23 protein-coding genes are annotated in these 20,705 nt (G+C 63.3%); 7 read left to right on the forward strand and 16 right to left on the reverse strand.

Translation table 11 applies throughout. From position 1 onward, the window contains the following. Positions 1-34: 34 nt before the first annotated feature. From htpG to JGU72_RS16860, 5 genes are all read right to left on the reverse strand, one after another. Positions 35-1,966 (reverse strand): molecular chaperone HtpG, encoded by a 1,932-nt coding sequence (gene htpG, locus JGU72_RS16840; protein ID WP_199685089.1) that lies wholly within the window; start codon positions 1,964-1,966, stop codon positions 35-37. A gap of 66 nt (positions 1,967-2,032) precedes the next feature. Continuing rightward, complete coding sequence (locus JGU72_RS16845; RefSeq protein ID WP_199685090.1) at positions 2,033-2,695, reverse strand: YoaK family protein; 663 nt, start codon at positions 2,693-2,695, stop codon at positions 2,033-2,035. Continuing rightward, the gene (locus JGU72_RS16850; protein ID WP_199685091.1) at positions 2,692-3,315 is read right to left on the reverse strand and encodes a hypothetical protein; all 624 of its coding nucleotides are present in this window, start codon (positions 3,313-3,315) and stop codon (positions 2,692-2,694) included. Before JGU72_RS16850 ends, JGU72_RS16845 begins: the two co-directional genes overlap by 4 nt. Next, positions 3,302-3,670: a hypothetical protein gene (locus JGU72_RS16855; protein WP_199685092.1), complete on the reverse strand. Its 369-nt coding sequence runs from the start codon at positions 3,668-3,670 to the stop codon at positions 3,302-3,304. The genes JGU72_RS16850 and JGU72_RS16855 overlap by 14 nt, the downstream gene beginning before the upstream one ends. A gap of 3 nt (positions 3,671-3,673) precedes the next feature. After that, on the reverse strand, positions 3,674-5,272 hold the full coding sequence (locus JGU72_RS16860; RefSeq protein WP_199685385.1) for a TM0106 family RecB-like putative nuclease: 1,599 nt from the start codon (positions 5,270-5,272) through the stop codon (positions 3,674-3,676). A gap of 157 nt (positions 5,273-5,429) precedes the next feature. Here JGU72_RS16860 and JGU72_RS16865 point away from each other — a divergent pair, with 157 nt between their 5' ends. From JGU72_RS16865 to JGU72_RS16885, 5 genes are read left to right on the forward strand one after another with little or no spacing between them, the layout of a single operon-like run. Then, positions 5,430-6,071 (forward strand): DUF6474 family protein, encoded by a 642-nt coding sequence (locus tag JGU72_RS16865; RefSeq protein WP_199685093.1) that lies wholly within the window; start codon positions 5,430-5,432, stop codon positions 6,069-6,071. Positions 6,072-6,077: 6 nt separating this feature from the next. Next, complete coding sequence (locus JGU72_RS16870; protein WP_199685094.1) at positions 6,078-6,584, forward strand: hypothetical protein; 507 nt, start codon at positions 6,078-6,080, stop codon at positions 6,582-6,584. Positions 6,585-6,619: 35 nt separating this feature from the next. Then, on the forward strand, positions 6,620-7,294 hold the full coding sequence (locus JGU72_RS16875; protein ID WP_199685095.1) for a YcnI family copper-binding membrane protein: 675 nt from the start codon (positions 6,620-6,622) through the stop codon (positions 7,292-7,294). Further along, positions 7,291-7,809: a copper resistance CopC family protein gene (locus JGU72_RS16880; RefSeq protein ID WP_307828479.1), complete on the forward strand. Its 519-nt coding sequence runs from the start codon at positions 7,291-7,293 to the stop codon at positions 7,807-7,809. Before JGU72_RS16875 ends, JGU72_RS16880 begins: the two co-directional genes overlap by 4 nt. A 1-nt stretch (position 7,810) precedes the next feature. Further along, on the forward strand, positions 7,811-8,764 hold the full coding sequence (locus JGU72_RS16885; protein ID WP_199685096.1) for a copper resistance D family protein: 954 nt from the start codon (positions 7,811-7,813) through the stop codon (positions 8,762-8,764). A gap of 1 nt (position 8,765) precedes the next feature. Here JGU72_RS16885 and JGU72_RS16890 read toward each other — a convergent pair whose 3' ends face one another. The 3 genes from JGU72_RS16890 to JGU72_RS16900 form a co-directional block, all read right to left on the reverse strand. Continuing rightward, positions 8,766-9,350: a hypothetical protein gene (locus JGU72_RS16890; protein ID WP_199685097.1), complete on the reverse strand. Its 585-nt coding sequence runs from the start codon at positions 9,348-9,350 to the stop codon at positions 8,766-8,768. Positions 9,351-9,463: 113 nt separating this feature from the next. Then, entirely contained in the window at positions 9,464-10,234 is a 771-nt protein-coding gene (locus JGU72_RS16895) for a hypothetical protein (RefSeq protein WP_199685098.1), read from the reverse strand. 453 nt (positions 10,235-10,687) lie between these two features. Beyond that, entirely contained in the window at positions 10,688-11,098 is a 411-nt protein-coding gene (locus JGU72_RS16900; RefSeq protein WP_199685099.1) for a DUF5655 domain-containing protein, read from the reverse strand. A 38-nt stretch (positions 11,099-11,136) separates the two neighbouring features. Between JGU72_RS16900 and rraA the strand changes: the two genes are divergently transcribed. Beyond that, entirely contained in the window at positions 11,137-11,607 is a 471-nt protein-coding gene (gene rraA, locus JGU72_RS16905; protein WP_199685100.1) for a ribonuclease E activity regulator RraA, read from the forward strand. On the opposite strand, the gene JGU72_RS16910 is transcribed toward rraA, so the two are convergent. Further along, entirely contained in the window at positions 11,574-11,834 is a 261-nt protein-coding gene (locus JGU72_RS16910) for an RNA-binding S4 domain-containing protein (protein ID WP_199685101.1), read from the reverse strand. The two genes, rraA and JGU72_RS16910, sit on opposite strands and share 34 nt — an antisense overlap. 67 nt (positions 11,835-11,901) lie before the next feature. On the opposite strand from JGU72_RS16910, the gene lysX reads away from it, so the two are divergent. Then, positions 11,902-15,213 carry a bifunctional lysylphosphatidylglycerol synthetase/lysine--tRNA ligase LysX gene (lysX, locus tag JGU72_RS16915; RefSeq protein WP_374101122.1) on the forward strand — a complete coding sequence of 1,104 codons (3,312 nt, stop codon included), beginning with the start codon at positions 11,902-11,904 and terminating at the stop codon, positions 15,211-15,213. Here lysX and JGU72_RS16920 read toward each other — a convergent pair. The 7 genes from JGU72_RS16920 to JGU72_RS16950 form a co-directional block, all read right to left on the reverse strand. Then, positions 15,155-16,495 (reverse strand): HNH endonuclease, encoded by a 1,341-nt coding sequence (locus JGU72_RS16920; RefSeq protein ID WP_199685102.1) that lies wholly within the window; start codon positions 16,493-16,495, stop codon positions 15,155-15,157. The two genes, lysX and JGU72_RS16920, sit on opposite strands and share 59 nt — an antisense overlap. 74 nt (positions 16,496-16,569) lie before the next feature. Next, positions 16,570-17,304, reverse strand: coding sequence for an ESX secretion-associated protein EspG (locus tag JGU72_RS16925; RefSeq protein WP_199685103.1), 735 nt, complete (start codon positions 17,302-17,304; stop codon positions 16,570-16,572). Next, on the reverse strand, positions 17,286-18,563 hold the full coding sequence (locus JGU72_RS16930; protein WP_199685104.1) for a hypothetical protein: 1,278 nt from the start codon (positions 18,561-18,563) through the stop codon (positions 17,286-17,288). The genes JGU72_RS16925 and JGU72_RS16930 overlap by 19 nt, the downstream gene beginning before the upstream one ends. Further along, complete coding sequence (locus JGU72_RS16935; protein WP_199685105.1) at positions 18,563-19,156, reverse strand: DUF3558 family protein; 594 nt, start codon at positions 19,154-19,156, stop codon at positions 18,563-18,565. Before JGU72_RS16935 ends, JGU72_RS16930 begins: the two co-directional genes overlap by 1 nt. Further along, positions 19,153-19,536 (reverse strand): hypothetical protein, encoded by a 384-nt coding sequence (locus tag JGU72_RS16940; protein ID WP_199685106.1) that lies wholly within the window; start codon positions 19,534-19,536, stop codon positions 19,153-19,155. The genes JGU72_RS16935 and JGU72_RS16940 overlap by 4 nt, the downstream gene beginning before the upstream one ends. A gap of 166 nt (positions 19,537-19,702) precedes the next feature. After that, positions 19,703-20,290, reverse strand: coding sequence for a DUF3558 domain-containing protein (locus tag JGU72_RS16945; protein WP_199685107.1), 588 nt, complete (start codon positions 20,288-20,290; stop codon positions 19,703-19,705). Position 20,291: 1 nt separating this feature from the next. Beyond that, positions 20,292-20,666 (reverse strand): hypothetical protein, encoded by a 375-nt coding sequence (locus tag JGU72_RS16950; RefSeq protein WP_199685108.1) that lies wholly within the window; start codon positions 20,664-20,666, stop codon positions 20,292-20,294. Between the last annotated feature and the right edge of the window lie 39 nt (positions 20,667-20,705).

The following is a 20,705-nucleotide window of genomic DNA, read 5'->3' on the forward strand; positions in this document are numbered from 1 at the left end:
CAGCCGTTTCCCCGTGACAGCCGTTTCTCCGCAATCAGAGCGTCTTTGCCAACCGATCGGCGAGCAGTTTCGCGAACTTCGCCGGATCGCTCAGCTCGCCACCCTCTGCCAGAACCGCTGTGCCATAGAGCAATTCGGCTGTGTCCACCAGCCCGGCGTCGTCCGGGCGCGCCGCGTGCGCTTCGCGGAGGCCGGTGACCAGCGGGTGGGTCGGGTTCAGCTCGAGGATCCGTTTGACCGTCGGCAGTTCCTGGCCGGATGCGCGATACATCCGTTCGAGCATCGGCGTGAAGTCGTTCGTATCGCCGACGATGCACGCCGGTGAGGTCGTCAGTCGAGTCGACAAACGGACCTGCTTCACGTGCTCGTCCAGCGACGTCGTCAGCCACGAGAGCAGGTCGGTGAATTCCTTTTCCTGCTCGGTCCGCAGCGCTTCGGTCGCGTCCTTGTCCTCTTGCGAGTCGAGGTCGACCTCACCCTTGGCGATCGACTGGAACTTCTTGCCGTCGAACTCGGGCACCGAACCGACCCACATCTCGTCGACCGGATCGGTGAGCAGCAGAACCTCGAGGCCCTTCGCCTTGAAAGCCTCCATATGCGGCGAGCTTTCGATCATCTGGCGGGTTTCGCCGGTCATGTAGTAGATCTGCTCTTGACCTTCGTGCATGCGCTCGACATACCCGGCCAACGTCGTGAGTTCGTCCTCGGACGCTGTCGAAGCGAACGACGAAAGCTTGAGGAGCGCGTCGCGATTCTCGAAATCGCCGAGCAGACCTTCCTTCAGCACCTTGCCGAACTCGCCCCACAGGGTCTTGTACTTCTCGGCCTCGTCGGACTGGATCTTCTGAATCGTCGAGAGCACCTTCTTGACCAAGCGCTTCTGGATCATCTTCAGCTGGCGATCCTGCTGCAGAATCTCACGAGAGACGTTGAGCGAGAGGTCTTGTGCGTCGACCACGCCCTTGACGAAACGCAGGTACTCCGGCATCAGCTCTTCGCAGTCCTCCATGATGAAGACGCGTTTGACGTAGAGCTGAACGCCGCGCTTGTGCTCGCGCATGAAGGTGTCGAACGGCGCCTGCGACGGAATGAACAGCAGCGCCTGGTATTCGAACGTGCCTTCCGCCTTGAGCGAGATGATCTCGAGCGGATCGTCCCACGCGTGGCTGACGTGCTTGTAGAACTCCTTGTACTCCTCGTCGGTGACGTCGCTGCGTGGTCGCGTCCACAGCGCTTTCATCGAGTTGATCGTCTCGGTCTCGATCTGCCGAGTCACTTCTTCTTCCGCGCCCTCTTCCGCGGGTGGGGGCGGAACCTCCATGCGAATCGGGAACGAGATGAAGTCGGAATACCGCTTCACGATCTGCTTGATCTTCCACGGCTGCGTGTAGTCGTAGAGGGCGTCATCGGTGTCGGCGGGCTTGAGGTGCAGCGTGATCGACGTGCCCTGTGGTGCGTCTTCGACGGTCTCGATCGTGTACGTCGCTTCGCCGCTCGACTCCCAGCGGGTGGCTTCGGTTTCGCCTGCACGCCGGGTGAGCAGCGTGACACGGTCGGCAACCATGAACGTCGAATAGAAACCGATGCCGAATTGCCCGATCAGCTCTTCTGGTGCTGCGGACTCCTTGGCCTCGGCCAACCTGCGGCGGACATCAGCGGTGCCCGACTTCGCAAGCGTGCCGATCAAATCGATCACCTCGGCGCGCGACATTCCGATGCCGTTGTCCCGCACGGTGAGCGTGCGTGCGTCCTTGTCCACATCGATATCGATGTGGAGATCCGAGGTATCGACGTTCAGGTCTTTGTCGCGGAAGGCCTCCAGCCGCAGCTTGTCCAGCGCATCAGACGCGTTGGAGATCAGCTCGCGCAGGAAGATGTCCTTTTCCGAATAGACGGAATGAATCATCAGCTCCAACAGCTGACGGGTTTCCGCCTGGAACTCCAACTGCTCGACTTGCGATGTCACCACGATCCCTTTCTCAGCACAGCAAACTTTTCGATCCGGCACATGATAGGCCGAGGCTCCGACGGCCTAGCGTTCGTCCAGGTAGAACAGCACGAACGTGATGGCCAGCAGGCCGGCGGGAACCCAGGCCGCGGGACCATCGAGCAGACGCGTCACGATCGACCCGATGATCGCACCGCCCGCGAACGAACTGATGATCGCGGCGTAGATGGCCATGTTCCTGCGGGCTTCGGAATCGCGTTCGACGAAGCCCGCGTATCCGCTTTCGGTGAATCGCATGAGGTTGCCCGTGGTCGCGATCGCGATGTAGGACAGCGATCTGACGGTCCGGAAGAGGCCCATCTGGATTGCCGCGACGAAAGAGATGGGAATGGTGACGAAAAAGTTGGGGACGCTCAGCGGCACGAATCCCACGACCACGAGCACCACGACCTGTAGGACCATCGCCCATCGAATCGGCCTGGAGACGAATCGCTCCGCACGCGGACTCTTCAAGTAATTGGCGAGGGCTATGCCGACAACGAAAGCGATGATCGGCCACAAATGTGCCAACGCGGCATGCCACTTCTGCTCCGACACGTCGACACCGAGCAGGATCACGTTCCCCGTCTGCGCGTTCGCGAACACCCCGCCGCGGCAGATGTATGTGTAGGAATCGAGAAAACCACTCGAGACTGTGAGCACCAGCGCAAAGCGCAACGTGGTCGCGGTCGTCTTCTCCTCGTTCATTCGCCCTGTCCCGCCTGCTCGGCTTCCGGCTTCACAAGATCGACGACGAGCTCAGCGTCCACGACCTTGCTCGGCTTCACAAGATCGACCGGTTTGGGCTTGACCAGGTCCACCGGCTCGACCACTTCGGCCTCGACCACCGGATTGGGTAATGCGATCTGCGGCTGGGGTTCGACGAGCGGTGGCGTGACTGCCGACTCCACCCGTGGCGGACGCGGCTTCACCGAGTTGCGCGCCGCATTGCCGAGCGCCTTGTTGACCTGCGAGATCGCGCGGTACACGCCCGCAGCGGTGCCATCGTGGATCTCTCTGACGACGCGACTCGTGCCACGCGTTGCCGCGATGGAATCGAGGACACCGAACGGAATCGCCGCGATCGCCTGGTGGCTCGCGCGCACGATATTGGTGCCGATGTCGACGGCGGCAGTTGTCGTGTTGACGGCCCGGGTGACGTCGCGGGCAGCCTTCGCCATTCGCGCATTCTCCCGGGCGATGACGAGCAGCCGATCGCTCGCGTCGTCGATCTCTGTCATATGCCGCGATGAAAGGTAGAGCGCGAAAGCCAGCCCTCCGGACGCTGCCAGAAGCAGCAGCGCCACCAACAGCTCAAGCACCGACACGGATCGCTACCTCGGCTTCGACTCCCTGCTGCCGCAACTGTTCGCGCAAGATCTCGACGGCCTTGTCGTACACGATCTTGCGCAGCATGTTGGGCGCCACGGCTCCGGCGAACCCGGAAAACCTGCTCTGTGTCGCCGCAAGCTCGGTGGGGTTCAAGATCTCGATCGTGATGATTCGGCTCTTCGGTACGACGAACGCAGGCTCGGCGGGGACGGACTGCAGAGCCTTGGCGGTCGTATCGGCGACTACAGCGGCCAATTCGGCGTTGCGCTGCCGCAATCGTCTCACCCGCCACAGCAGCACCACGAGCACAATCAAGTTGACGGACAGCAGGACCACGATCGCGACACTCACAGGTCAACGATATTCGTTCGAACCGTTTACGGCGGTCCTTGTGCCGCGAAGGGAAGCAATGTCAGGCACCTCGGACTCGGCTCGGTAGGTCATCCATTCCCGTAGGGCCTTCGTGGCGAGAACGTCGTCCTCGTTGTATTCGAGGATCCGGGTCCGCTGACTTCCGTCAGGCTCGCCGTCGTATCCGACCGCCTCGCGGTACCACCCCATCGAGGCTTCACCGCCTGCCTCGGGATCGCGCCAGCCGAACCCGGCGACGGGGGCAATCTTCTTCAGCCCCTTGCCGTTCGGGCAGATGAACTGATCGCTGACGGCCTGGTAGATGTCGACCCACTGCGGTCCGTTGATGAACTCGCGGATCTCTTCGATCCGGGGCACATTCGGGTGCCCCGCGAACCGGCGTGCGGAATCGAGCAGCCACTTGTCTTCTGCCTGTCGCGAATAGCAGTATGCAGCAAAGGTTTTGCCGTCAGCCGCCGCTTTCGCGCGCACCTCCATCAACCAGGTCCAGAACTCGGCGAAGGACCGGCCTTCGTCCAGCGTCGGCAGCGGATCCCAGGTGGCGAACGCCCGGTACCGACCGTCCAGCAGTGTTCCCCAGAGGTATGCGCCGTGCTCTTGAAAACTTTCCAGGTCGACATCGACCTCGACGTCTGCGCGCTGCACTGTGACCTCTTCGCGGCGGCGGACCAGCGGCACGTCCTGGAGCCACGCAAGCGCGGTGACGACTGCATCGGCGAAATCGCCGTGCTGCCAATCCTCCGGTGCGTCGCCGGTCCAGCGTGACAGCTCGTCGATGGTGTCGACCCCGGCGAGGCGCAGCACTTCGGCGCGGGAACCCGGCGCAACCAGGCTCACATCCCGCGTTTCCGTCAGCCACTCCTTGCACTGCGTCCACCACGGGCAGGATCGGCATTCCGGAACCTGCGACGGAACGGTCGGCAATTCGCCGCGGGCCACCGCGATGCGATCGGCGAAGCGGAGGTCGTACTCGTCGAGCACAGCGGTGAGGTCGTGGACGACGATGCAATCGAACGCGAACCCGATGGCACCTCCGACGACGGCGGGGCTGGCCAAACCGTGCCGCTGCAGCATCCGGTACAGATGCGCCAATCGCATCTGGTCCCGGGGTTGCGGGCGGACCTTCCGGGTCGGGTCGTCGCGCGGCGCCCACACATCGAGATCGGAGGTCAGTGCGCCACCCTCGATGTCGCCGTTGCGTGGATCGCTCACCTTGTGATTGACGACGATGACGGGGATGTAGCCACCACGATCTTCGTCGCGAATCAGCAGCTCCGCCTTGCCGCGTCGCCCGGTATCGATCTCCGACGGCAGCACGGCACCCCAGATACGTTGCGCTCCCGACTCGCACGCAGCCAACGTTGCCTCGGCACGCTCCCGGGTGGAACCCAGCGGATCGATGTCGACCCAGCCCGTCCCCCGCCCGGTCAGGGTTGTGCGGACGTACTCGCGATGTGCGGCCGCAGCGTCGCGCCGTTGCCGCACACCCGGGTCCTCGGGAATCCCCTCGATCAAGGCCGGATTCGAGATATCCAGGTGCAGGCGATGCCGGCAACTGAGCAGTGTCCGGGCATCGATCAGGACGGATCGAGTCCGCTCGCCCTGGTCGATGTTCACACCATGAGAGTAAATGTGCCCACCGACGGATCTCGCCAGGCTGGGCTGACCACCCGTAGTAGGGTGAGCCCTCAGTGCTAGGACGCGATAACCCGAACAGTGATGCGGAGAGGCCTTCTCGATGGGGTTGTTCAAGAAGCGCAAGCGACGTTCCACGCGAAAAGCCGAGGCCAAAGCGCTGAAGCACAAGGCGAAACTCGAAGCGAAGCTTGGCGCGAAGACCGACAACAAGCGTCTCCGAGCCGAGAAGCGGTCGCTTCGGAAGGTCGAGAAGGCACAGGTCTCCGCCTTCAAGGCGCAGGAGAAAGCTGCTGCGAAGGTCGCCGAGAAGGCGTCCAAGGATCGGTTCAGTGTCAGTGAGGTCAAGAAGTACATCGGCGTCGCGCGTGTGCTGACTCCCGTCCTTGCCCCCCTCGCCTATCGCGGTGCGACATTTGCACGCGAGAAGATCGACAGCCGGCGCGCGGCCCAGCTGGGTGTCGGCGTCGAGCAGCTCGGCGAGTTCACCGGTCATGGCGCAAAGCTGAGCGCTCGTGTCGCGAACGCGGAAAACTCGGTCGCAGAAGCACTCACACAGCACGCGAACGACGCCGAAACCGAGAAGTTCGCGGCGGCGACCCGCAGTCGCCTCAACGACCTCAGCACGGCCATCCACGCTGCCGAACAGATGCCACCCCCGCGGCGCCGAACCGCTCATCAGGCCATATCGACCGAGCTCACCGGCATCGAGGCAGACCTCCTCGCACGCCTCGGAGTACGCTGACCCTTCGTGTTCACGAGGCCGACCACAGACCGCATACGCGGCTGCCTGGTCGGGGCGGCGGCGGCGGTTCTTGCGATCGCTGCGCACGGTGTCGCAGGTGGCGTAATGCCGTCGGCGGCTGCTCTCACTCTGCTCGTCGCGATGTCGGCAGTGCTCGGTTGCGGTGCTGTGCGTGGCCGCGGACCGCTCGCGGTTCTCGGATTACTTGCGGCAGCCCAGCTCGCGGGCCATTTCGCCCTCGCCGCCGGAGCCGAGCATGCGCATGCGGCAACCGATCCCTGGTTGATGACCCTCGCGCACTCGGTCGCGACCGTGCTCTGTGCGGTTCTCATCGTCGCGGTGGACCGGCTCATGGCCATCGCGGCCTCGACGCTACGGGCACTGGAATGGATCAGCCATCGGCCGATGTGGCAGGACTTTGCCACGCCGTTCTGCGAGCCGGAGCTGCGGGCAACCCACCGCACGCACGAACCCATTTCGCGACGCGGCCCACCTGTTCTGTGTGTTCTCTGAAACCACCTTCCGCACACACGAATACAGGACCAATCATGACCAGCTTCATCACGCGCGCCTTCGTCACAGTTGGCGCAACTGCCGGTGCCGCCCTACTCGCGAGCGGAGTTGCGGCGGCGCACGTCACCGTCGATGCGCCGGGGGCCCAGCAGGGCGGCTACGCGGTGCTCACCTTCAAAGTGCCGACCGAGTCGGACACTGCCGGAACGACAAAGCTCACGGTCACCCTGCCCGGCTTCAAATCGGCTCGCACAGAACCGATCGCGGGCTGGAAGTCCGAAGTCGTCAAGAATCAGGACGCGGAAGTGACGTCGGTGACGTGGACAGCCGATCCCGGCGTTTCCGTCCCGCCCGGGCAATTCCAGCGCTTCGCACTGTCGGTCGGACCGTTGCCGGACGAGGCGGAACTCTCGTTCAACGCGACTCAGACCTACAGCGACGGCGAGGTCGTCAACTGGGATCAGCCCACTCCCGAGAACGGCGAAGAGCCCGAACACCCCGCACCGGCGATCATGCTCGCCGAAGCGAGCGAAGAGGGCGGCCACGGCCACAGCGTCGCAACTGCAAACAACCACGAGGCAGACAACCACGAGGGCAGCGCGTCGGAGAAGGACACGACTGCGCGCTGGCTCGGCGGAATCGGGCTCGCACTCGGTGCATTGGGCGCAGCGCTCGGTCTCGGCGCTGTCATCCGAAGCCGGCGTTCGTGATCAGGAGGCTGCTCGGAATCGCTGCGGCGGTCCTCCTGTTCGTACTGCTCAGCACGGGTTCGGCTGCGGCACATTCGGAACCGGTCTCGAGCACGCCCGCCGACGGGTCGTCGCTCGACGCGGGCCCGGCGCGCGCGAGCGTCACCTTCAACGAGGCTCTGCAGGACTATTCGCCATCGTTGAAAGTCGTTGGGCCTGATGGGAATCTGTGGTCCAAGGGCGACGCGACAGTCAAGGGTGACACCGTCAGCGTTGAACTAGGCGAGTTGGGCCCGACCGGCGATTACACGATCGCCTACCGAGTGACGTCGGCTGACGGCCATACCGTGACCGGCACACGCACGTTCACGCTCACAAAGCAGGGGAACGGAACGCCGGGACCACCGGCAGATGCCGAATCGTCCTCCGACGGCGGCGACGGAGTGCCGCCGTGGGTCTTCATAGTCGGCGCGGCAGTTCTGTTCGCGGCGGGTCTGGCGTTCGCGCTGCGTAATCCCAACTCGAAGAAGCGCTGAGTTGGCGAGTACGGCCGGTGGCACCGCGAGCAGGTGGGCCCTGCTGCTGGCCGTACTCACCGCAGCGCTTGGTGTAAGCCTCGCGTGGAATCTGTCCGATCCCGCGAATCCAGACCTATCCGCACTCGTCCGCGTCATCGCCGACTGCATGGCTGCGCTGGTCCTCGGCCTCGCGGCTCTGCTACGGCTGCAAGGCCCGGGTAGCCGGCGTTCGATCAAGGCGCTCGATCTGTGGCGACCCATCGCCGCCGCCGCAGGCGTGTGGGTGATCGCCGAGGTCGCGCTGCTTCTTTTCGAGGCTTCGAGCGCGTCCGGCCGGACGGTCGCGAAGGTCGGAACAGATGCGCTGCGGACCTTCGTCCTGGAAACGAGCAACGGCCAGGTCGGCCTCGCGGCCGTGGCCTGTGCGCTGGCAGTCGTCGGCTACGCGAGCGTCGCGTTCCGGCAACGAGCCGACTGGTCCACCGATCCGGTGCTCGCCGTTGCCGCACTCGCACTTGTGTTGCGGCCGATCACGGGTCACATGTCACAGCAGACTTTGGGTCCGCTGCTCGGCGCCGTGCACGCGCTGGCGGCGGGACTGTGGTTCGGCTTGTTGGTCGCCATGGGACTGATCGTCCAGTCGCGTGGCGGTTGGGCCGAACTGTTACCCCGGTTCTCGAACTGGGCGCTGTGGTGCGTCGTCATTCTCACCGGCAGCGGCATCGTGAATGCCTTCGTCCGACTCCAAGGCATCACACCGTTTTTCGACTCCGGGTACGGACGAATCGTCGTTGCCAAGACGGTCGTTCTCGCCGGGCTCGTCGGCCTCGGTTGGTATTGGCGGCGGACCTGGGTACGAGAGGCGAGCGGTCATCGCATGACCGCTGCCGCCTCCCTGCAACGCGCGATAGTCGAAACAATGCTGATGGCAACAGCTTTCGGGCTCGCTGCCGCCCTCGCCGGTACAGCCTGAATCAGAGCATCTGCGGTGCGCTGAGTTTGCTCACAAGCCAGCGGCCATCGACGTTGTCGAGGGTTACCTTCATCGTCAGTTGGCCGGCCTGCGGCTTACCTTCCGTTGCCACGCTCGAGATCGTCTCGCCGATCACGACGAGCGCCTGGGCGGTGTCCGAATCGCCGGATACGGTCGCGCACTGGACTTCTGTCACCTTCGACGTGACCTGACCCTGCGTGTACAGATTCCGCAGGTCGTTCTGCCTCGTTTCGAACTGCGTCTTCCATTCACCGGTCGCACCTGCGAGAACGCCGGCGAAGTACGGATCCAGGGTGTTGAAGTCGAAGTTTGCGAGCTCCTGCGCGTAGTCGCACGCCGCAGCGCTGGCCGCGGCCGAAGCGTCGACGATGTCGCGTTTCTCGTCGTACTGCAGATAGAAGTACACAGCGCTCGCGGTCGACGCGGCGAGGAGCAGCACTCCAACCGCGGGGAGGAGCCGAGCCCGCAGCTTCGATTTCGTGGCAGGCTCCGTCGAGTCAGAAGCCAAGTCGTCGACAGCTTCGCTATCTGGCGGATCCAATACGTCGTTGCTGTGCTTTGCCATCCGTGTTTCTCCGACTTCCCGGCACCTTCGCCGAATCACGATCGTTATTGCGCCGAAAGGGCCCGCCCAGGTAGGGCGGGCCCTTCAGGTTCCCTAGCAGTACGGGAGGTTGATCACTCGACGATCTGAACCTTCTGCGGCGAGGACTTCGGCGCGACGAACGGGGAGTTGATCGTGTTGAAGTAGCCGACACCCGAAGCGATTGCGACCGGGATGGTCACGACTGCACCGGTGACGAAGCCACCGAGGACCGCACCGACCGGAGCACCGACGAGGCAGCCGGCGAGGGCACCCGGGAGCAGGCCGAAGACGGGAAGCGCGATGGCGCCGCCACCAGCGCCGACAGCGCCGCCGACGAGGCAGCCGATGCCCGCGCCACCGACTGCGCCGAGCGAAGACGACACCGTTGCGGTCAGGGCAATCGTGTCCTGGGCGCGCTTGAACGCCCACTGCTCGCGCTCACCCTCGGTCTTCCAGCCGTAGTCGAGCACGGGGGTGACGGGAACCGGACGGGTCGCCGCGACCGGATCGGTAACCAGCGCGTCGGATGCCTGGTCGAGTATCTGGCTCTGACCCAAGGTCCGTGCGATGTCGGTGGCCGGTGCCAACGAGGCGCTTCCCAGAACTTCACCGGTCGGCGTGCTTGCCTGGATCTGGCCATCGACGACAGTCAGCGAGCCGAGGGGCGTGTTCACGGTCGCAGAGTTTTCGGACGGGCTGAGGATCTGCGCGGCAACGAAGTTGACGAACGCGGACGGATCGCCGGCCGGGGCCACGACTGGTGACGGGTCGGCAACTGCGGGCTCGGCGTAGGCGGTGCCGCCGGCGACACCCAGTGCGCCGATGGTCAGAGCCGACACAGCGGCAAGTTTCCTGATCTTCATGGTGCGGATTTCCTTTACGTTGTGTGACCTAAGGCCCGTTCGCTAGACGGATTCGAATGGCATGCGACAGCCCGTAAGGGGTTGCCGCCTTCGACGTGATGATCTAACGATTGAAACGAGTCGTGATAGCAACGAGAAGGTATCAGGTTGATTTACATTCACTAACATCGTCAGCAGACGAACTGTGAGTTCTTTTTTTCATCGTGATTTAAACCCACCCTGAGCTGGCCTTTCGTGGCGCAAGCTGGTCGAGTTGACACCCATCCGGTGAGCACCGTCACATCTCGGACGTGCAACGAATAAATCGGACATCCATTTTCTAAGTGAACGCCGCGTGAACGAAAATTAACGGCGAATGTACGACTCCCCACCGCCAAAGAAACGCGAATAGGAAAGCATCGGAATACGCCGTTAACAATTCTTCCAATTGTCGTGAAGAGAACTATGGACAACTCACCCGAGGTATGCCTCGGTGAGCCAGCCGCGGACCTCTTCGTCGAAGTCGGCCGCAGAACGCAAATTGACGACGTGGTAGTAGAGCCCCGAGTATGCGATCGGCTTGCGGCTGATCTGTCGGTGATCGACCGTGCGGCGCAGAGCGAACGACAGCGCGACCCAACGCTGCATCGGACGCAACTCCGCGAACTTCGCTCCGTCCTCGTGCTTGAGAAAGATGCCGACCGACAGCGGCTCCACGTGCACGGGTCCGAGGGATTCGACGTGAGCGTGGACGGCGTCGAAAATCGGTCGTTCCCGTTCGGGACCGACCGAGAAGTACTCCGCCAATGTCATCGCCGGCGCACACTCGTGCCCCTGCGCGCGGCGGGCGAAGCGGCGGCCGCATTCCGGGCATTCCCAGACCACGCCTCTATTCTGCAGCGCGTGGCTGATTTACTGGGCGCATGAGTGAGCCGATTGCAACCGCCGACCTCGCCGACGAGATCGGTCCAGACATCCGTAGCTGCGACACCCAGTTCACCCAGTACGGCGGACGTGCAGTGTTCTCGGGCACCATCACGACGATCAAGTGCCACCAAGACAACTTGCTCGTCAAGCAGACCCTCAGCGAGCCCGGAAACGGCGGCGTCCTAGTCGTCGACGGCGGCGCCAGCGTGCACACCGCACTCGTGGGCGACATCATTGCAGGTCGGGGCGTCGACAACGGTTGGGCCGGTGTAATTGTCAATGGTGCGGTTCGCGATTCGGCGATCCTGCGCACGCTCGAAATCGGCATCAAAGCACTCGGCACCAACCCGCGCAAGAGCACGCAAACCGGGTCGGGCGAAAAGAATGTGCCCGTCGAATTCGGTGGCGTGACGTTCAACCCCGGCGAGACCGTCTACTCCGACGACGACGGCGTCGTGGTGCGCTGACTGGCCACACGGACCTTTACACCGCCGACCTCAACGAGGTCGCCGGCGCGTAGTTGCCGACCGCGGCGCAGTTCGACTTCGCCGTTTACCGCGACAAGACCGTCCGCGATGACACCTTTCGCTTCGGCGCCACTCTCGATCAAGTTCGCAAGTTTGAGGAACTGACCGAGTCGAATTACCTCGTCTCGTATGGGTACTTCGTCGACCTTTTCGTTTCGGCGCGGCATGGCACTGATTTTGCAGGCACATGGGGACTACCGTCTAACCATCATTGCCTGAGGGAGGGTCGACATCGTGACCAGCAGCGTGGCGGATGCCATCGAAGTTGCCGAGCCGCACCGCGAACAGCCGCGTAAACGCAAGCGCACCAAGCTGTCCGAGGTTCCCCATATTGCGGGACTGATCGTCGGCATCTTCACCCTGCTCTGCCTGGCCTGGAGCATCTCGCCGGTGATCCGGAGCGTCACGCAGAAGCCACGCGAATATATCGACACCTATTACTTCGACGCGCCGGACACCAGCTTCGCGTGGGCACTCGTCCTCGGTCTGCTCGCGGCTGCCCTCGCCAGCCGGAAACGGATCGCGTGGTGGCTCTTCACCGCCTATCTGACCGTGTACGGCGTCGTAAACGTCGCAGAGATCATCGATACCAAGAGCGTCCACGCAATGATCGCTCTCGCTGTGCACGTCGCTGTGGTCGCCATCTTGATCGCCGCCCGGCCCGAGTTCTACACACGGGTCCGCAGCGGGGCCGGCTGGAAGGCGCTCGGCGTCCTCATCGCCGGGCTTGCCGCTGGGACCCTGCTCGGTTGGGGTCTGGTCGAGCTGTTCCCCGGCACCCTCGAACAGTCCCAACGTGGCCTGTGGGCGTTGAACCGGGTCACTGCCCTCGTCGTCGTCGACAACGAGCAGTTCGATGGACGCCCACACGGTTTCGTCAACACCCTGCTCGGCCTGTTCGGGGCGTTGGCCCTGCTCGGAGCGGTCATCACGCTGTTCCGTTCACAGCGTTCGACGAACGCCCTGACCGGTAACGACGAGTCCGCGCTGCGCGGTTTGCTCGAGCGCTCGGACGTCGAAGACTCACTCGGCTACTTCGCGACGCGCCGCGACAAGGCCGTCGTGTTCGCGCCGAGCGGTAAGGCCGCGGTCACATACCGCGTCGAAGTCGGTGTGTGCCTAGCCAGCGGCGACCCCATTGGTATGAAGGAAGCGTGGCCCCACGCCATCGATGCCTGGCTGGAACTGGCCGAGCATTACGGCTGGTCTCCTGCCGTGATGGGCGCGAGCGAACTGGGTGCGACGGCCTACAACCGCGCGGGGCTGTCGGTCCTGCAACTCGGCGACGAGGCGATCCTCTACCCGCGCAAGTTCAACCTCAACGGCAGCGATATGAAACCGGTCCGCCAGGCGGTCAACCGGTTGCGGAAGTTGAACTACACCACCCGAATCCGGCGCCACCGTGACATCCCCGCGGACGAGATGAAGCAGGTCATCCGGCGGGCCGAAGACTGGCGCGGAACCGAGACCGAACGCGGGTTCTCGATGGCGTTGGACCGGCTCGGTGACAGTCTCGACGGCGAATGCCTTCTCGTCGAATGCCTCGACTCCGAAGAAAACGTCCTTGCGATGTTGTCCCTGGTGCCATGGGGGCGGTCCGGTGCGTCGCTCGACCTCATGCGGCGGGACCCGAAGGGCCCCAACGGTGTCATGGAGTTCATGGTCTCCGAACTTGCCCTGCAGTCCGACCAGTTCGGCATCACCAAGATCTCGCTGAACTTCGCGGTCTTCCGCTCGGTATTCGAGGAAGGCGAGCGCATCGGCGCGGGCCCGGTGCTGCGGACGTGGCGCGCTGTGCTGCTGTTCTTTTCGCGCTTCTGGCAACTCGAGGCGCTGTACCGTTCCAACGTGAAGTACCAACCCGACTGGGTGCCGCGCTTCATGTGTTTCGAAGACAGTCGCACCCTCCCGAAGGCCGGTATCGCGTCGGCGCTCGCCGAGGGGTTCCTGCCGCGACTCGGTCGAGAAACCAAGAAGCACACGGGAACTCACGAATCCGTACCCGACCACTTCGCCTCCAGCGGACTCCTCCACTCCGACGGCAGCGCCCCGGACCTCCCGCCAGTGCCAGTCGCAGTGGGTCCGCGCCGTCCCGATCAGGTCCGGGTGCGGCTTGCCAAGCTCGATCGGCTCACGGAGGCGGGGATCGACGCCTACCCGGTCGCTTATCCCCCGACCCACACCGTTGCCGAAGCACGGGAGTGCCCCGTAGGGACCAAAGTTCGCCTCGCTGGTCGCATCTTGCGAATCCGCGACTATGGCGGCGTGACGTTCGCGGTTCTGCGTGACTGGACGGACGACATCCAGCTCCTGATCGATCGCGAACACGCCGGAGCGGAGAAGCTCGACCAGTTCGCGTCTTTCTTCGATCTCGGCGACCTCATCGAAGTCAGTGGAACCATCGGACGCAGCCGCAAAGGCGAGCTGTCGCTGCTTGCCGCCGATTGGCGCATGACCGGAAAGTGCCTGCACCCGCTGCCCGACAAGTGGAAGGGCCTCTCCGACCCGGAAGCTCGCGTTCGCCAGCGCTATGTCGACATGGCGATCAACAAGGACGCCCGGCGACTGCTCGTTCAACGCAGCGCCGTCGTGAAGTCGTTGCGCGATTCGCTTGGAGCGCAGGGTTTCTTGGAGGTCGAGACGCCGATCCTGCAGCAAGTCCACGGCGGTGCCAACGCCGCGCCGTTCGTGACTCACATCAATGCCTACAACCTCGACCTCTACCTGCGGATCGCGCCGGAGTTGTACTTGAAGCGGCTGTGCGTTGCAGGCATGGAGAAAGTGTTCGAGATCGGTCGCGTGTTCCGCAACGAAGGCGTCGACTTCAAACACAATCCCGAGTTCACGATCCTCGAGGCGTACGAGGCCCACAGTGACTACGAACGCATGATGGTCCTGTGCCGCAAATTGATTCAGGCTGCGGCGGTAGCGGCGCACGGTCGGGAGATCATCCACCGGCCTGGTCCGGACGGCACCATGGTCGAGATCGATATCTCCGGCGAGTGGCCGGTGAAGACCATGCACGGCGCTGTCGCCGAGAAACTCGGCGTCGATGTCACTCCGGAAACGTCGCTCGACGAGCTGCGCCGCCTGTGCGACGAGAACGAGATTCCGTATCAGACAGCTTGGGACACGGGCGCTATCGCGCAGGAAATGTACGAGCACCTCGTGGAGGACTACACGGAGTTTCCGACGTTCTACACCAACTTCCCCACCTCGATGTCGCCCCTGACCCGACCTCATCCGACGATCCCCGGCGTCGCGGCGAAGTGGGACCTCGTCGCATGGGGAATAGAGCTCGGGACGGCGTACAGCGAACTCACCGACCCAGTCGACCAGCGGCAACGCCTCACCGAGCAGTCGCTGCTCGCGGCCGGTGGCGACGAGGAAGCCATGTCACTGGACGAGGACTTCCTCCAGGCACTCGAACATGCCATGCCACCCACCGGCGGACTCGGCATGGGCGTAGACCGAGTCGTCATGCTCATCACGGGCGGCAGCATTCGAGAGACGCTCGCTTTCCCGCTTGCCAAGCCGAAGACCTAAAGCACGGCAGTGGTCTCGGCAAAGGCGGTGCCGTCGACCGATGCACGTGTCCGGTCGGCGTGGTGAAGGTATAGCGGTGCCGCTGGCCTGGGGCTCGAGATTCCGGTTCCGCCGTCCAGTCGGCGCCTTGTTTGGCGTAGTTGCACGCTTCGCAGAGGCCGGCGCCGTTCTCGATCGTTGTCTTGCCGCCGCTTTCGTGTGACTTGATGTGGTCGCGGTGCCGGATCGGGGCATCGCACCACGGCGTCCGACACGTCCTATCCCGCGCATCGATCAATCGCGCCAGAGTCTTTGGAAAGTAGCGCGACTTCGACTCCATGGCAGTCAACGCCCCGGTCCCAGGTTTGGCGTAGATGCGACGCAGCTCGACCACCGCTTCCCGATCGGCGGCGTCGTGGATCCACTGCCGCGCCACACCCGCCGGCACAGGTCCGTAGCCGACCACCTCAGCGGGCTCCGCGCCGCCAGCGAGCAGCGCTTCGTCGGACAACACCACATTCACCGTTACCGGAGCCTCCGTCGCGGTCGCCACACCGGTCACGCGTTGTACCAGCAGATCAGCCATGATCTGCGACTTCGTCCGCTCGTCCCCGACCGCCACAATCGCTGCCGCGTCCCGCAGCAACGTCGCATGTACGGTGACGGCGTCTTTCATCGGAAGCAACGCGCTCACGTACGCCATAGTGTCCGGTGCGGGCCGCGAGGTGACCCGACGATCAGCGACCGCCTTGCCCGCCCGACGGACCATCGCCTCCGGATCAAGCGAAGCCGCTTCCCTGCGCGCTGCTGCCGCGATCGCGCGGTCACCGAACCCAGCCAACCTCTTCGGGTCCGCGCATAGGTTCCGATCGATCGCCTCCCGGTCTTCCCTTGTCAGACAAGCCGTCTCCCGCACCAGCACCGTCGCACGCCATTCGGTCAGCTGTCCTCGTTCCAGCAACGCCAGCGTGTGCGGCATCTCCTCGGTCAACGCTCGCGCGAATCCAAGATGCCGTCCACCCAGTTTCGGCGAATCTCGCCGCGCCAAACCGACTTCCGCGGCAATCCCGCGGCATTGTTGAGCGACCGGAACGCCCCGACTCGCGCGGTCTGCTTTGCGCGACCGATCGAAATCCGCTGTCACCTTCGCTTGTGCCGCGGCGCAGGCAGATTTCAGATCCTCCAAGGCACCCAGCACGTCGATCCGCGCCGCATCAGACAGGTCTCGCGCGATCCCCGCCAACCCGATTACGACTGCACCGATGCGCTCTGCGACCTCAGCCGTTCCCCCCGACTCGAACATAGTTTCGACACTACGCCACCTTTTCCAGCCTGGCAACAAGTTCGTCGAAACGGTTAATAATTCACTGCCACAAGCTATTTGGCTAAAGTAGGTCCATCGCGCAAGCCTGTCTCGCGTTGGACGCGCAGGCCGCGTTCGAGTTCACCGACCAACGTGGCGTCGTCGATAGGTGTGATGTCGACGTTCTGGCCATTTCGGACCAGATAGCGACCGTCGTCGATGACGTCGATCCAACTGAAGAACTTGGGTACCGCCGCGTGATCCCGCGTCAGGCCGTATTCGATCCCAACGTGGCCCGTTCGGCTTCGACTGGCGGCAAGTAACTTTCGGACCGGTTCTACGACGGGACGATGCGAAGGGTCGCGCATGATTTCTGTCGGTCCGTCGCCACGGAGTTCCTCGACCGAGGCTGACATCGGCGGACGCCGTCCCGGTCTCGTAACCGGCAGCGCTGCGACAATCGTCCGTGCCAATGCGTTCGGTTTGACCAGCGCGACGCTCACCGTCTGTGCTTGCGTAATGATGACGCCAGCAGTACCGACCACGCAGCCGAGTGCCCGAATCGGGTCGGCGATCACCTTGACCCGCGACGATGGTTGCGCGGCTATCCGCAGTGCGACGGACAGTTCGGGATTGGCGCGCAACGGCATTCGACGATCGAACTCGGCGCGGATCAGGGCAGCAGCGTCGGCCGTGGGTGCAGTTTCCACGATTCGGAGCGGCGCCGGATACCGATCGAGGCCGGTCTCACGCCAAACGTGCGCAAACTCGTCGGCGGTGAAGACCCACTTCACCTGCGGTCGTCCCACACTCCGATGACGGGCGGCGCGGTCTTCGGGATAGCCCCGATCAGTTCATTGCCGTTCTCCTCGTTGATGAGATAGCTCGGCGTCTTGTGCTCGCTGTCGTCGTCACGACGTTGACCAGCACCGGCTCCGGGGACCATTCCACCAACCGGCATTCCGCGCATTACTGGGCTTCCCCTGCCTGCGGCCGGCGTCGTGCCGACCGAAGCTGGTGTCGGGGCACCGCCCGACGCGAGACGACCACCAGGGGTGGGCATACTCGCGTAACCTCCGGATGCGGCGGGAAGCTGGGTCTTGCCCGGCTGTGCGGCGTCCCCGTACGACGGTCGGGCCCCATACGTGGTCGCATCAGCGTTCGGGACGTTGGGAAGTGCTGTGCTCGTGGGGATTACGCGACTCGGTTGGTCGGTTCCCGGAAGTCCCATACCTGCGGTTACGACGGGAGCGACTTCGCCGGGGAGGTCCGTCGGCTGGCTGACCAGCTCACCCGTCGTACCCCCGCCGCGAATCACGTCGGGGGAAGCTGAGCCGAATTCGACTGGGCGAGAATCGATTTGCGCGGAACCATTACGGGCTGCACCGCCTCCGCCGTTACCGGTCCGATCGTCGTCCAGACCGCCCGGAACGGGGTCATCAGGTGAGAAGAATGCCGGCACGCGTTCTCCTACACCAGAACCCGGCTGAAACGTCGGGACGTAGATCGAATTCATGGTGTCTATCGCTTCACGCCACTCCGCCTCTGCATGCTCATCTTGCGCGAGCACGGTGGCGGGCGCGACAAGTCCAATCGGATTCTCGCGGCTGAGCCCGGTGAAAGGCGGACGGACTTCCCGTTGCAACAAGAATGCGACGCTGGCAATCTCCGATACGCGGGGCGATATGCCTGCCGTCAGCTCGCCGAAATCGCTGCCCGAGCCGGCGAAGGCAGAAGCCGCCGCCGCCGCGGCGTCCGCCGACTTCCCCTCCCAGCCGGCCATTGTCCGAGTGAGGTTCGACGTGAAATCGTTGAAAGCGGTCTGTACGCCGTCCCCGATTTCCTTCCATTTGTCTGCAAACTGCTGCAGCGCACGCGGCGCCATGTCCTGGACCTTGGCATAGATGTCGGCGTGAGACATCGCTGCGAAATACTCGATCGCATCCACATATGGCGGGTCGACGGCACCGTCGAACCGCGAAGACCCCCGCGAGGTCCGCAGGCGGGAGACAGAACTGTGCTCCCCGACCGCGACGGCCTCTTCACCCATATCCCCGAACGCGCCCATCAGTTCTCCGCACCGATCGTTGGTTCGATGATCTGTACCAATTCGCTCATCCCGTCACACGGCGCCTGCGCATCGTGGAAGTCCTGCAGGCTGGAGGTCACAAAAACCGCGCCCACGGTAGTTCGCAGGATCGTGATGCACGTTCGCTCATCCTTCGGATCCACGACGAGAAAGGCATCTCGTCCGTTGACGGGAGGCAACGAGGACGCCGTGCCACGATCGTCGTATCTACGCCTTTGATCATCGAAGGCAACGTTTCCTGAATTCAGAAACAGTTCTCGAGTCGGCGATTTGAATGCACACCCAAAGAAGGTGTATTCGGCGACAAAGTCGCGACGCTCTCGTGAAGCCGGGTCGAACCCGGCTCGCACGATCGTTTCGTCGCTCACATACGTACAAGGATCAAATACAACATCCGAGTATTTTGACGCGTTCTCCTGCTCAGGCGGCTGCAACTCCGAGACTGTCAAAGTAGAAGGCGCCGTCGACGAAGGCGATTCGGCAGGTGCTGGCGTTGCTTCCCTGTCGTTGCACCCCGCCGAGACAAAGCCCACGACAATCGCGAAACTAGCTGTCATCCGCGCGGCGTTCATCGACCCGCGCTCTCGCCGAGAATTGGTGCGGAATTGCTCAGCTGCACGGCGTTCTCCAGTTCTTGTCTCTCGACCGCCCCGCCGGCAATCAAGAAGGACTCCCGGAGGCGCTCCGCCGCAAGAACGAACTCGTCGAGAAATCTGCCAAGGTCATTCAACTTACTTTCAAATCCGTTCTGCATTTGCTTCGCCGAATCAAACGCGCCAAAGGCAAGCTGGTCACGCTCGCGCGCCTTCGTCCGCTGCGCTTCCAACGCATCGATCAACGTCTGCACGTCAGCCGCACACGCTTCCGCAACACCCGCTTCCATGCGGAAGGTCCCCGCCGCAGCCCCCCGATAGAACACTTCGATCTGATCCAGGCCCACGTCGCCGGCCATCGCCACCCCCCACTAGCGCGATAAATGCTCTCGACATACTACGACGCAGCAGCCGACCGGTCGGTTCCACGATCCCGGCGATCAGAACCCACGTCGAGTGCATAGTTCTTCGGCCCGACACGCCGAGCGGCGGCCTGTAAAACCGTGCACTCGATGGACCACCGACCTAGTTCTCGGCGCCGATCGATGGCTCGATAATCTGCGCCACCCTCACAAGTCCATCGCAAGGATTCACATTGCTTCCGACGTCGACGGTCACTGCGACCAAGGCCGATCCCACTTTGGTACGCATGTCGAGAGAGCAGGTCCTGGGATCACCTGGCTCGCGGTATATGAACGCGTCTCGACCATTGACTAGCTCATTCGATACTCGCTTATCGGCGAACCGCTCTCGCTGGTCCTCGAATTTGACGTTGCCCGATATCAACAGCATGCCCCCATCGACGGAGTCGAAGTGGCATCCCAAGTTTGTCCATTCGGCTGCTCCGTCGATTCGGCGCCTGGTCGACGGGTCGAATCCCGCATTGATCACGGCCTGGTCTTCGACAAAAGTGCACGGGTCGTAGACGACGTCTTCGTAGCGCGGATCGTTGTCTTGCTTCGGCGGCTGCAACTCTTCGGCAGTCAAAGTCACTCGAACGCTGGTCGAATTCACCTGCGACGACGCGTCCTTCACGCTTGATTCTGACTGGCCTGTACCGCACGCACAGAGGGCTGCACCTGCAAACGCAATGGTGATGAACTTGCGGTTCACGTTACGAACCTCCGTCGGAAATCAGTGACTCGTTCTCGGTGGCAACAACGTTCGGGGTGTTCTCCACTTCTTGGGCGTCGACGAGCCTCCCCGCGATCAGGAAGGATTGCTTAAGTCTGTGGGCGGCGCCGACATACTCGTCGAGAAACGTCACGACCTGCGACATTTTCGAACCGAAACCCTTCTGCATCTGTTGTGCCGAATCGAACCCTCCGAAAGCACTGAAGACATCGAACTGGGCCCTGTAGCGCTGCGCCTCCAACGCATCGATCAACGTCTGCACGTCAGCGGCACACCCCTCCGCAACGCCCGGTTCCATGCGAAACTTCCCCGCCGCAGCGCCCCGATAGAACACGTCGATCTGATCAAGACCCACGTCGCCGACCATCGCCACCCCCCATTAGCGCGATAAATG

The organism is Antrihabitans auranticaus (assembly GCF_016481275.1).
Taxonomy (GTDB): domain Bacteria; phylum Actinomycetota; class Actinomycetes; order Mycobacteriales; family Mycobacteriaceae; genus Antrihabitans.

Excerpts from the sequence above, each read along its gene's own strand:
- JGU72_RS16845 (WP_199685090.1), bottom strand. The coding sequence starts at position 2,695 with ATGAACGAGGAGAAGACGACCGCGACCACGTTGCGCTTTGCGCTGGTG.
- JGU72_RS16865 (WP_199685093.1), top strand. The coding sequence starts at position 5,430 with ATGGGGTTGTTCAAGAAGCGCAAGCGACGTTCCACGCGAAAAGCCGAG.
- JGU72_RS16875 (WP_199685095.1), top strand. The coding sequence starts at position 6,620 with ATGACCAGCTTCATCACGCGCGCCTTCGTCACAGTTGGCGCAACTGCC.
- JGU72_RS16890 (WP_199685097.1), bottom strand. The coding sequence starts at position 9,350 with ATGGCAAAGCACAGCAACGACGTATTGGATCCGCCAGATAGCGAAGCT.
- JGU72_RS16895 (WP_199685098.1), bottom strand. The coding sequence starts at position 10,234 with ATGAAGATCAGGAAACTTGCCGCTGTGTCGGCTCTGACCATCGGCGCA.
- rraA (WP_199685100.1), top strand. The coding sequence starts at position 11,137 with ATGAGTGAGCCGATTGCAACCGCCGACCTCGCCGACGAGATCGGTCCA.
- JGU72_RS16910 (WP_199685101.1), bottom strand. The coding sequence starts at position 11,834 with ATGCCGCGCCGAAACGAAAAGGTCGACGAAGTACCCATACGAGACGAG.
- JGU72_RS16920 (WP_199685102.1), bottom strand. The coding sequence starts at position 16,495 with ATGTTCGAGTCGGGGGGAACGGCTGAGGTCGCAGAGCGCATCGGTGCA.
- JGU72_RS16930 (WP_199685104.1), bottom strand. The coding sequence starts at position 18,563 with ATGGGCGCGTTCGGGGATATGGGTGAAGAGGCCGTCGCGGTCGGGGAG.
- JGU72_RS16935 (WP_199685105.1), bottom strand. The coding sequence starts at position 19,156 with ATGAACGCCGCGCGGATGACAGCTAGTTTCGCGATTGTCGTGGGCTTT.
- JGU72_RS16940 (WP_199685106.1), bottom strand. The coding sequence starts at position 19,536 with ATGGCCGGCGACGTGGGCCTGGATCAGATCGAAGTGTTCTATCGGGGG.